Origin of the sequence: Chryseobacterium sp. VD8 (assembly GCF_037149975.1) — a bacterium.
In the GTDB taxonomy this organism is placed as follows: Bacteria; Bacteroidota; Bacteroidia; order Flavobacteriales; family Weeksellaceae; genus Chryseobacterium; species Chryseobacterium indicum.
The window spans coordinates 1-10,628 of sequence record NZ_JBBCQL010000160.1; the positions used below are offsets into that span (position 1 = coordinate 1).

The 10,628-nt window shown below is 34.8% G+C and carries 13 protein-coding genes; 7 read left to right on the forward strand and 6 right to left on the reverse strand.

The window, feature by feature from the left end:
- From WFK35_RS15845 to WFK35_RS15860, 4 genes are all read right to left on the reverse strand, one after another.
- Nucleotides 1–1,170 (reverse strand): DUF4252 domain-containing protein (locus tag WFK35_RS15845; protein ID WP_336733403.1); only part of this gene is annotated, 1,170 nt, incomplete at its 3' end.
- Between the two features lie 60 nt (nt 1,171–1,230).
- Entirely contained in the window at nt 1,231–1,899 is a 669-nt protein-coding gene (locus tag WFK35_RS15850; protein WP_336733404.1) for a hypothetical protein, read from the reverse strand.
- A complete protein-coding gene (locus WFK35_RS15855) occupies nt 1,874–2,383 on the reverse strand; it encodes an RNA polymerase sigma factor (protein WP_235131682.1) in 510 nt (169 codons plus the stop codon). Before WFK35_RS15855 ends, WFK35_RS15850 begins: the two co-directional genes overlap by 26 nt.
- Nucleotides 2,384–2,467: 84 nt before the next feature.
- Complete coding sequence (locus WFK35_RS15860) at nt 2,468–2,818, reverse strand: helix-turn-helix domain-containing protein (protein WP_336733405.1); 351 nt, start codon at nt 2,816–2,818, stop codon at nt 2,468–2,470.
- Between the two features lie 207 nt (nt 2,819–3,025).
- Here WFK35_RS15860 and WFK35_RS15865 point away from each other — a divergent pair, with 207 nt between their 5' ends.
- Together WFK35_RS15865 and WFK35_RS15870 are read left to right on the forward strand one after the other, a co-directional pair.
- Entirely contained in the window at nt 3,026–4,243 is a 1,218-nt protein-coding gene (locus WFK35_RS15865) for a hypothetical protein (RefSeq protein ID WP_336733406.1), read from the forward strand.
- Nucleotides 4,244–4,252: 9 nt separating this feature from the next.
- Complete coding sequence (locus tag WFK35_RS15870) at nt 4,253–5,140, forward strand: hypothetical protein (protein ID WP_336733407.1); 888 nt, start codon at nt 4,253–4,255, stop codon at nt 5,138–5,140.
- Between the two features lie 35 nt (nt 5,141–5,175).
- On the opposite strand, the gene WFK35_RS15875 is transcribed toward WFK35_RS15870, so the two are convergent.
- Nucleotides 5,176–6,336 carry a GlmU family protein gene (locus WFK35_RS15875; RefSeq protein ID WP_336733408.1) on the reverse strand — a complete coding sequence of 387 codons (1,161 nt, stop codon included), beginning with the start codon at nt 6,334–6,336 and terminating at the stop codon, nt 5,176–5,178.
- Between the two features lie 104 nt (nt 6,337–6,440).
- Nucleotides 6,441–6,692 carry a type B 50S ribosomal protein L31 gene (locus WFK35_RS15880; protein ID WP_002976190.1) on the reverse strand — a complete coding sequence of 84 codons (252 nt, stop codon included), beginning with the start codon at nt 6,690–6,692 and terminating at the stop codon, nt 6,441–6,443.
- Nucleotides 6,693–6,874: 182 nt separating this feature from the next.
- On the opposite strand from WFK35_RS15880, the gene WFK35_RS15885 reads away from it, so the two are divergent.
- From WFK35_RS15885 to WFK35_RS15905, 5 genes are all read left to right on the forward strand, one after another.
- Complete coding sequence (locus WFK35_RS15885) at nt 6,875–8,287, forward strand: hypothetical protein (protein ID WP_336733409.1); 1,413 nt, start codon at nt 6,875–6,877, stop codon at nt 8,285–8,287.
- 3 nt (nt 8,288–8,290) lie between these two features.
- Nucleotides 8,291–8,482 (forward strand): hypothetical protein, encoded by a 192-nt coding sequence (locus WFK35_RS15890; RefSeq protein ID WP_336733410.1) that lies wholly within the window; start codon nt 8,291–8,293, stop codon nt 8,480–8,482.
- Nucleotides 8,483–8,809 carry a nucleotide pyrophosphohydrolase gene (locus WFK35_RS15895; RefSeq protein ID WP_076396420.1) on the forward strand — a complete coding sequence of 109 codons (327 nt, stop codon included), beginning with the start codon at nt 8,483–8,485 and terminating at the stop codon, nt 8,807–8,809. It begins immediately after the preceding gene.
- Between the two features lie 88 nt (nt 8,810–8,897).
- The gene (locus WFK35_RS15900) at nt 8,898–10,127 is read left to right on the forward strand and encodes a 3-phosphoshikimate 1-carboxyvinyltransferase (RefSeq protein WP_336733411.1); all 1,230 of its coding nucleotides are present in this window, start codon (nt 8,898–8,900) and stop codon (nt 10,125–10,127) included.
- Nucleotides 10,128–10,622: a hypothetical protein gene (locus WFK35_RS15905; RefSeq protein ID WP_235131676.1), complete on the forward strand. Its 495-nt coding sequence runs from the start codon at nt 10,128–10,130 to the stop codon at nt 10,620–10,622. It begins immediately after the preceding gene.
- The last annotated feature ends 6 nt before the right edge of the window (nt 10,623–10,628 follow it).

The following is a 10,628-nucleotide window of genomic DNA, read 5'->3' on the forward strand; positions in this document are numbered from 1 at the left end:
TTTTAATTTATCGGTAACGTTTACAGAAAGGCTGGATCCTGAAGTAGATTCTGCTTCCACCTGCTTTGCCTGAAAATCTTCACCTTTACAAACTGCACCGCTACTGATATCGAAAGTTGCTGTTCCGGCCTCTCCCTCAAGACTTGTATCAGAACCGCTTGATCCTTTAAAAACGAAGCTTCTGGAATTTACCTCAACTTTTACGCTTGTTCCTGAAGACGCTTCCACTAAAGCATTATTTGAGATATTAAACTTCCCTTTCACTACAGAACCAGAAGATGCATCAATGGTAAGATTATCTTCTTTTACAGAATTAATCGTGGTAAAGGTTGCTCCTGAAGATGCTTTAATGTTATCCATTCTTGGCGAAGAAACGTTGACACTGATGTTTTTAAATTTTAAATTTTTCTGTCCTTTGTTATCAACATACACTTTCAGAACACCGTTGTCAACTTTTGTAACAATGTACTGAAGCTTATCGGCATCGGCAATTACCTTTACATTGGTCGGACTTTCCTGCTTGAACACCAGATTAACACCTGTACTCACCTGAATTCCTGAGAATTCACCCACATTTCTAGATTCGCCATTCAGATAAGAAGACGTATTTTCGGAAGTAAAATTGTTTCTTGTATTGGTAATCGGATTTGTTTTCGTTTCTGTAGAATTGATAATTTTATTAATATCATTCATCGAAAGTTTTCCGTCCAGTTTTACCAGAATGTTTTCTTCTCCTCCGCTATCGATGCTAAGCAAAAGATCATCCAAAATTCCGTTTTTCTCTTCCGCCGAAAGAAATTTAATCTTAGCCCCGTTACTGTTCATTGTCATAATTTCACTGTACTTCAGATTGCTTAAATAAGAAGAAATGTCTTTATTGATCTGTGACAGCTTCTGTCCTTTGGAAGAGCTTCCGTCCTGTGGCTTTTCGGCAATGAAAACTTTCAGTCCGTTAATTTTAGACAACAGCGGCTTGATCTGATCCAGTTCAGCATCTCCAAGATCCAGACTGCTTAACATTCCGAACATCGGTTTGGCAATTTTAATGGAGGTTACTCCTTCCACTTCCTGATATTTATCAAAAAGCTGATCTAATTTATCTTTTTCCTGCCCGTAAATATTGAAGAAATGGGAAAAAGCGAGTGCAAATATTATGAATATCTTTTTCATGAGTCAATTTTTTATTTTTGATTATCAGTGCCTGATCAGGTGCATAATCTTTAAGGTTAATTAATAATCGTCGTCTACGACGGCTGGTTTTGCTAATTTTTCACTAACGTTATTTGCAAATATTTGAAATGAATACTTAGTCACGTTGATTGCTTCTTCTACATTTTCGATCCTTTTTCCGTTGACGATAACATAAGAATCTTTATATCCTGTAGAATCTGAAGCTTTAGAGGAATTATAGACATACTTCGGTTTTCTTTCTTTCTTCAGCCTTCCTCTTTTGGGTAAAATTTCATCCAGATAATCTTTGTCGGCAACTGGATTTTCCTGAAACACTGAATCTTTTTTCGCTCCGGAAACAGTATCATTCGGCAGATTTAACGCGACCTGTTCCGTATGTTCACTATTTTCCTTAATGAAATTATCTTTTTGCCTCTTTATCTGATTTTCAACGATCTGAGCCTGATTTTCTACATGTGAATTTTGAGTATATTTAAATATCAAACCAACACTCAAAAGCAAAACTACGCTTGCAGCCATCCAGAACCATTTCGGGAACGATGGTTTTGTTTTCGTATCAATCGGGATAACCGGTATTTCATTTTCCTGAACATCCTCTTCTTTTCCTTCTGCTTTTTTCAGAAAGTCATCAAAATCCCAGTTCATTTTTTCTTCCTTTAAATTCTGGAAGATTTCTTCGTATTTATCTTGAAATTTGTCGTTGCTCATAGCTCATCAATTGTGAAATTTGTTCTTTTACTTTTTGTCTTGCCCGCATAAGATTCACTCTTACTGCATTTTCCTCCATTTCCAGCATTTCGCCGATTTCCGAGACTTCATATTCTTCTACATCTTTCAAATGGATTACCATTTTCTGTTTCTCCGGAAGCTGATTAATGAAACCGATAATGTGTTCCTTTAAATTATTGACTTCCATACTGTAAAGCTCGGAACGGTGTAGCTGCATATCTGCAAATCCTAACTTTACATCGTGATGCTTCAGTCTGTTAAGGCATTCATTCCGGACCGATTTCATGGCATATGATTTTAAATTCCCAAACTGCTCCAGCTCATCTTTCTTCTGCCAGAATTTAATCATAAGATCCTGCACCACGTCTTCTGCTTCATCACTGCTCATGACAAACCTTTTCGCAAAGCGATACATCTCATCTTTGAGAATGAATACCGTACTTCTGAAAGTTTCTTGGGTCATAAGTTTTGTTTCTATAAGTAAGACAACCGGATTTTACATTTTATTACATTAGAAATAAAAAAACTTCAAAAAAATTTGAAGTTTCTATTTTTTATGGAGAAGCTGTTTGAGAAATGCGATCTCCGCATCTTTATCTTTAAGCCTTTGCTCATACTGTTCTATTAACTTTTCAGAAGCTGTAATTGGAGCGTAGTTTTGTGCTACAGCAATTTCATTATTTGTTTGATTTACTGTAATACTATCACCACTTAAAAAATCAAGAACACTAACATCCAAGGTTTTTGCAATATTTTCAACCTGATGAAAGTCCGGTTTACTTTTATCGTTCTCAAAATTAGAATATGTTTTTTGGGAAACATTTAGAACTTCTGCAAGATATTCCTGTGAAAAGTTTTTGTTAATTCTTGCTTTTTTTAGTTTTTCACCTAAAGTCATAATATAAAAGTATTTACTTCAAAAGTACATAAAATTTTTCTTTAGAAAAATAATACGGATATCAGTAATATTTTACTGTATTTTCTCAATATTTTTATCACACCTTTGTAGAGTTATAAAAAAAATATTATCTTTAATTCACAAAACAACAAATGCTTACGACAAAAAAAACTAATTTCATGGCTTACATTTATTGCCATTTTCACCTTGAGTATACAATCGTGTATACATGATGACATTTACTCTTCTTCCGATCCTACATCTGCAGAGTACCATTCTAAAAGCCTTTGGAAAGAAGATGAAAAGTACATTAAAAATGTAATGAAAATTTACTCCGAATACGAGGACAAAATCAAGAAATTTTCCGGAACTCCAGATTGGGATTATGCCATGAGCATGGGAAGATATGATGAATCTTTTATGGTGGTTCCCATCATAGAGAATGGTAAAGTAGTAAATACATTGGCTTGTGCAAGGTTCGATAAAAAAGTTTACTTCCGTTACGAAAATTCCGAGACCAACAAAGCTTTTTTCCAAAACATCACCTATGGAAAATATAGCCGATACAAGACAGATGCGGATAATACAAACACACAGAAAGGGATAGTTTGTATAACCAAAACGATATCCATGTGGTATCCTGATAACGAGTCTAATCCTAATGCTGGAGGTTATTGGGAAACCAACTACTACACCAATTGCTATAACTTTTTAGATTACTCCAGTCCGGGATGGGAAGATAGCGGTGGCGGAGGCTACGACTACGGCGGTGGTGGAGGAAGTGGTGGAGGAAATGAAAATTCCAATCAAGATATCACAATTGATCAACTACAAAATTACCCATGTGCACATAGTATTGCCCAACAGTTACCAAATTTAAATAACAGTATTGCTTCGAATATGAGACAAATATTTCAAAATAATACAAAATATAATATTACCTTTAGGGCAAAGAGTGGATTGGGGACTACTGACGGAGAAACCTTTGCCACATATAGCACAGAATTTGATACTTTCAATGCCGTTATTAATTTAAATGATGAAGTATTACTAAATGCAACAAAAGAATATATATTGGTTACTATGTATCATGAAGTTCTTCATGCCTTTTTAAAATATCAATTATATAAATTAGGAAATACAGAATTTCAAGCACAATATCCTGGCGTAACCGTTGGATACGATTATGCATCAAATGAAACTATTACCAATACATTTACTTTCATTGAAGGACACGCACAACTAGTCCCATTTTTAACAACACTACAAAATATCGTTTCACAATACAATCCTAATCTCCCCAATAATGTAATCACAGCTATATCAAGAGCTGGTATAACAACATTAACTCCGGAACAGGCACAATTAAACAACAATGAAAGGAACACATTACTGGGAAATAACTTAGGAACAAAATGTCCATAAATTAAAATTATGAAAGTAATACTGACAATAACACTATTAATATCAAATCTATTTCTCGCACAGGAGTATCTTTTATTAGATGACCTAAAAACAAATTTTAAGATAAATGAATATACTTTAGACACTAAAGATCTTTATAATATTCAAAAAGATATCAATGTTTTTAACATATTTATTTCTAAAGAAAACATATTGCTATTATCTGTACTACCAGATCTTGATGAAAATATTCTTCCTAGAATGGACGAAAGAGGCAATAACTGGATGATTATTAATTACGACAAAATAAAAGATAAAGTATTTTCCAAAGAAAAAATGCTTAGTATGCTAAGTGATTGGAAAATGAATAATACTTTAGAAAAAAAGACTTTTCAATATAAACTTATTAAAAAAGAAAATGGCAGCTATTATGTATCTAAGAAATGTTTAACAGAATTTTTTAGTATTGCAAATTTAGAATCACCTCTTGTTTCTACATATGGTACGATTAATATTAGCGAAAAAAAGGTAACTATTCAACAAATGGAAAAAAGTTTCAAGAAACAAATTCCCAGTCAAAAATTTATCATGGATCCTCGCGATGCTGATCTCAGCAAAAATATTGATATTCCATACAGTTTCAGAAATTATTTATCTAAAGAACTAGTTATAAAAGGAAAGAAGGCCTATCAGTTTTGGACTTTTGATGGATGGTGGATGCAGGATGGATATGATGAACATCGCGGCATTGACAGATTTTTATATATTCCAGATAAGGGAATTGTTGGAGGATCATATGATTTTTATTTTAAATTAAAGCCAAAAAATTCATCTAACGAATATTATACCGCAACAAATGGATTATTATGGAATAACATCATCAACGAAAAAATAATGATCGCAAAAGAACTAAAATAATTAAAAAACCTCAGGATTTTCTGAGGTTTTATTTTTCAATACGCATCAAAAATATGTTTAAAAATAGCCTTATCTTCGTCTGTTAAAGGCATTTTTCTTCTTGCCATTGCCCGTTCTGCAACTTCGTAGGCTTTGTCTAATTTAAATTTCTCATCGCCTTTAAAACCGCCCCAAGAAAAACTTTCAACCAAATTCGGCGGGAAACCTTCTTTGAAAATATTGGAAGCAACTCCTACAACAGTCCCTGTATTTAATTGCGTGTTGATCGCTGTTTTAGAATGATCTCCCATAATTAAACCGGCAAACTGCAATCCTGTATCTTCAAAAGATTTGGTTCTGTAGTTCCACAATTTTACAGGAGCGTAATTATTTTTAAGATTGGAAGAATTGGTATCTGCTCCCAGATTACACCATTCTCCGATCACCGAATTTCCAACAAAACCGTCATGCCCTTTATTAGAATATCCAAAAATGATAATATTATTAACTTCTCCGCCCACTTTGCAATGAGGACCAATTGTTGTTGCTCCGTAAATCTTCGCGCCTAAATTAAACTTAGACTCTTCACACAGAGCAATCGGACCACGAAGATTACAGCCTTCCATTACCTCAGCATTTTTCCCGATATAGATTTTGCCTGTTTTTGTATTGATGGTCGAAAATTCAATTTGTGCTCCTTCTTCTATAAACAGATCTTCTTTATTTCCTAAAAATCCATTGGTTGAAGAAAGCTCCTGAGAAACTCTGCCTTTCGTAAGCAATGCAAAATCGAAATCTATAGCTTCTTTATTATAGGTAAAAAGATCCGTTGGTTTTTTAAAGAAAATAAGTTCTTCTTTAATATCCGTCATTTTCTCGATCTGGTGCAGAGAAAAACCATCCATATTGATTTTTGCAGCGACTAATTCGTCTTCATAAACCAATGCTTCTCCCTGTTTCAGATCTTTGATCTGCTGAATCACATTTTCTGTCGGTAAAAAATTCGTTACCAGAAAAAGACTTTCTTTTTTTGCTGGTTCTGGAAATTTTCCCTGCAGATACATTTCCGTGAAGAAAGAAATCTCGGTGTTTTCTAAAATTTTCTGCCATCTTTCAGAGAAAGTAAGGATTCCGCATCGCATTTCTGCAACGGGACGTGTAAAAGTAAGCGGAAGAAAATCTTCCCAATATTGTGCATCTGAAAATACTAATTGCATCGTTCAGTTTTTAGTTTAAAATGAATGTTTAACGTCTAAACAAAAATACAATAAAAAAGTCCTCCGGAAACCGAAAGACTTTTAAATATTATGATCACAAAAAATTACTTAGCGAATTTTTTGTATTTGTTCATGAACTTATCAACTCTACCTGCAGTGTCAACTAACTTCACTTTACCAGTGTAGAAAGGGTGAGAAGTTGAAGAGATCTCCATTTTGATCAATGGGTATTCTTGTCCTTCGTACTCGATAGTATCTTTTGTTTCTGCAGTAGACTTGCAAAGAAACACCTCGTCGTTACTCATATCTTTGAAAACAACAAGTCTATAATTTTCTGGGTGGATTCCGTTTTTCATAATACAATTTTTAAAAAATTAAAGTTTGCTTTCGAAATAGTAATGGATATTTCTCTGCTAATTTTAGGGTGCAAAAATACAATAATTTTTTAAAATTACAAATAGACGATCAATATTTTTTTCTTCATAAGAAATTCAAAGTATTTTCGTTAAATTTGAAATCTATTTAAACTTTAATTTCGATGAAATTCAAATTATTACTGGCTTTTTCTTTCTGGATGCTTGTTATGGCTGTATCTTGTAATAAGGACGACATCAGTTTCGACGCTCCTTCTCAGGAACTAAGCTTTTCCAAAGACACGGTTTTCTGCGATACGGTTTATCATCAGGTTCGTTCAGAAACATATGCGGTAAAAGTATATAATAATGAAGACAAAGATATTCTGATCCCGAGAATTCATCTGCAAAAAGGGGCAACTTCTCTGTATAAGATCAATGTGGACGGAAAACCGGGATATGACTTTAAGGATGTCCCGTTAAGAAAAAAAGACAGTCTGTATATTTTCGTTGAAATTGCACCGGAAGCAACCGGTCCGGAAGCGATTGCTGAAGATAAGATATTATTCCAGAGTCCTGTAGGACAACAACAGGTTGTATTATTTTCTGTGGTTCAGGATGCGGAATTTTTTATAAAAACCCCTACGAATTCGAATATTATTACTTCCGACGCAACATGGAATAACAATAAAGCTAAAATTATCTACGGAGATTTGACGATTGACCAGAATGTTATTCTGAATATTCAACAGGGAACAAAAGTCTATTTCCACAAAAACAGCGGAATGAAAGTGCTTGCCGGAGCCACACTGAATATTAACGGTACTTTAGCCAACAATGTTACACTTCGCGGAGACAGAAATGATCCTGCCTACGATACAATTCCTAAGAACTGGAATTCTATTAAAATGGAAGCCGGTTCTACCCTCAACATGAATTATGCAAGACTCTTCGGAGGAACAAAAGGTCTTGACATGAAGCAGACCAATGCCAATATCAGCAATTCTTTTATCCATACGTTTCAGGAATATGGGATTTATGCCATTGCTTCTACCATTACTGCAAAAAATCTTGTGATGAATAATTGCGGAGAATCTGCGGTAGGAATTTTTAAAGGAGGAACGCATAATTTTACCCACTGCACGATTGCCAATTATTCGGATCTTCTGCATTCTTATAACCGAAACGGAATTTTAGCCGCTAATGAATGGACAAATGCATCCGGAGTAAAAGAATACGGAGCACTGATCTTTAATTTAAGAAACAGCATCGTTTATTCTGACCGTGACAATTCGGTTAATTTTGAACAGACTCCGCCGAATTTATTTAATTTTACTATTCAGAACTGTCTTATCAAATATTCCGGAACTTCGGAAGCCGGTTTTGATTTTAATACAAGCCCGGGAGTTATTCAGTCTCTTAAAAATTTGGATCCGCTGTTTGTTAATTATTTCGCAGCCAAGATGAATCTGAGAGTAAAACAGAATTCTCCGGCAATTGGAAAAGGAAGTACAGCTGTTGCGGCAACGGTTCCAACGGATATAGCCAATGTTTCAAGAACTTCAAATCCTACAGTGGGAGCTTATCAATATTTTTAAAAAATGGATTTTGATATTGTAAAAATCGGGGCTTTTGCCGTTTTGATTATTGTGTATATCACGGTAAGAAAACTTCTGAAAAGATTTGCAGATTTTACCGGGAACATCGGAGATTCTGCCTATTATGAAGAAGAAATAAAAACACTGGAAGCAAAAATAGTTGCATTAGAAGAAAAGATCAATAACAAACCATAAATGGAAATTACACATCTGCAGCAGCAAGTTGACGAATGGATCAAAACCATTGGCGTTCGTTATTTCAATGAACTGACCAATATGGCAATGTTGACGGAAGAAGTAGGCGAAGTGGCGAGAATCATCGCTAGAAGATATGGAGAACAAAGTGAGAAGGAAAGCGATAAAAGCAAAGATTTAGGAGAGGAACTGGCTGATGTATTGTTTGTAACGTTATGTCTGGCCAATCAGACCGGAGTTAATCTGCAGGAAGCTTTTGACAGAAAAATGAAGATCAAGACGGATCGCGATAAAGACCGCCATCAGAATAATGAAAAATTAAAATAGCCGGATGCCGGAATTTGGAAGCCGGAAGTTTTTAAACCAAACTTTTCACCTTCATCTTCCAGCTTCGGGCTTCCAACTTAGAAGAACAATGAAGAAGCTAGAAAAATCAAAACTACAGGAAAACAAAACCATACAGATCAGCGGTTCGAAAAGTATTTCGAATCGTTTGTTGATTTTAGAAAGTCTGTTTAAAAATATAGAAATCGGGAATTTATCGAATTCTCAGGACACACAACTCCTGAAAAAAGCCTTATCTGAAGATTCGGAAATTGTGGATATCCATCACGCGGGAACGGCGATGCGTTTTCTTACGTCCTATTATTCTATTCAGGAGGGAAAGACAACAATTCTTACGGGTTCCAAGAGAATGAAAGAAAGACCGATCAAAAATCTGGTTACTGCTCTGCAAAATCTGGGTGCCGAAATTGAGTATCTGGAAAATGAAGGATTTCCGCCTCTTAAAATTCACGGAAGAAAAATTACGGAGACCAAAGTGGATGTTCCGGCGGATATTTCCAGCCAGTTCATCACCTCTCTCCTTCTGATTGCCGGAAAACTGGAAAACGGACTGGAAATAAATCTGGTTGGCAAAGTGACTTCACGGTCTTATATTGAAATGACGCTCAACATTTTAACCCGATTCGGAATTAAAAGCAGTTTCATCGGAAATACGATCAAAGTGGAAAAATTTGATGTGAATAGTCAATTGTCAATTATCAATTACGAAGTGGAAAGCGACTGGAGTTCTGCATCTTACTTCTACTCTTTCGTCGCTTTGGGAAGAAAAACCATTCATTTGAAAAGCTTTTACAAAGAATCTACACAGGGAGATTCGGCAATTGTAAAAATTTATGAAGAATTTTTCGGAATTAAAACGACTTTCACGGAACAGGAGCATAAACTAATGCTTGAGCCGATTGAAGGATTTCAGTTTCCCGAAAAGATCGTTCTGGATATGAATAATTGTCCGGACATCGCCCAAACACTTTGTGTAACCGCAGCAGCCCTGAAAATTCCTTTTGAAATTTCAGGATTAGAAACTTTGCGTGTAAAAGAAACCGATCGTCTTTTAGCTTTACATAATGAACTGAAAAAGCTGGGTACGGAAACAGAATTCACAGATTTGACGATTAAATCCACTAGTTTCAACGAACCTCAGGAAAATATTTCCATTGCAACATATCAGGATCACAGAATGGCGATGAGCTTTGCACCGTTTTGTTTAATAAAGGAACTGACTATTGAAGAGGAAAATGTAGTGGAGAAATCATATCCTATGTTTTGGGAGGATTTGAAAAATTTATTAATTAAAGAATAAGTGAAAAAGTTCTTTATCTTAATTTATTTTTTAATTCCACTCTTATTTTGGGCACAATACCTTTTACCCAATGAAGACATCATTTATTCTTTCGATACAAGAAACGCAAAGAGAATGTATCTGGTAAAAGACAAAACCAATAAATACATTCAATATCGTTTTGGAACTAAAACCAAAATTGAAATGGAATTTCCGAAAGAAAGAACAAAAGAAAGCTGGAAGAAATTTCATTATAATTCGTACTGGCGAGGCGGAGGCGTTGAAAACGCAGGAATGGAAATAGATAATCTTCAGTTTAAAAATAATGGTTTTGAATATTTATTGTTCAGAACATATCATGCAGAAGGTGAATCTTATTCCGCCGGAATCATAATTACAGATAGTAAAGGTAAGGAGACTAGAATTTCAGGAAATTATAAAACAGTCAAAGGCTGTATTTGTGACCTTCAAGATACAAAAATGATTAAGAAAGAAGATATTGGACTATCTTTTTGAGATTAC

Bases quoted from the DNA above. Each gene is read 5' to 3' on its own strand.
- WFK35_RS15875 (WP_336733408.1), bottom strand. From the start codon at position 6,336: ATGCAATTAGTATTTTCAGATGCACAATATTGGGAAGATTTTCTTCCG.
- WFK35_RS15880 (WP_002976190.1), bottom strand. From the start codon at position 6,692: ATGAAAAACGGAATCCACCCAGAAAATTATAGACTTGTTGTTTTCAAA.
- WFK35_RS15870 (WP_336733407.1), top strand. From the start codon at position 4,253: ATGAAAGTAATACTGACAATAACACTATTAATATCAAATCTATTTCTC.
- WFK35_RS15890 (WP_336733410.1), top strand. From the start codon at position 8,291: ATGGATTTTGATATTGTAAAAATCGGGGCTTTTGCCGTTTTGATTATT.
- WFK35_RS15885 (WP_336733409.1), top strand. From the start codon at position 6,875: ATGAAATTCAAATTATTACTGGCTTTTTCTTTCTGGATGCTTGTTATG.
- WFK35_RS15900 (WP_336733411.1), top strand. From the start codon at position 8,898: ATGAAGAAGCTAGAAAAATCAAAACTACAGGAAAACAAAACCATACAG.
- WFK35_RS15850 (WP_336733404.1), bottom strand. From the start codon at position 1,899: ATGAGCAACGACAAATTTCAAGATAAATACGAAGAAATCTTCCAGAAT.
- WFK35_RS15895 (WP_076396420.1), top strand. From the start codon at position 8,483: ATGGAAATTACACATCTGCAGCAGCAAGTTGACGAATGGATCAAAACC.
- WFK35_RS15855 (WP_235131682.1), bottom strand. From the start codon at position 2,383: ATGACCCAAGAAACTTTCAGAAGTACGGTATTCATTCTCAAAGATGAG.
- WFK35_RS15860 (WP_336733405.1), bottom strand. From the start codon at position 2,818: ATGACTTTAGGTGAAAAACTAAAAAAAGCAAGAATTAACAAAAACTTT.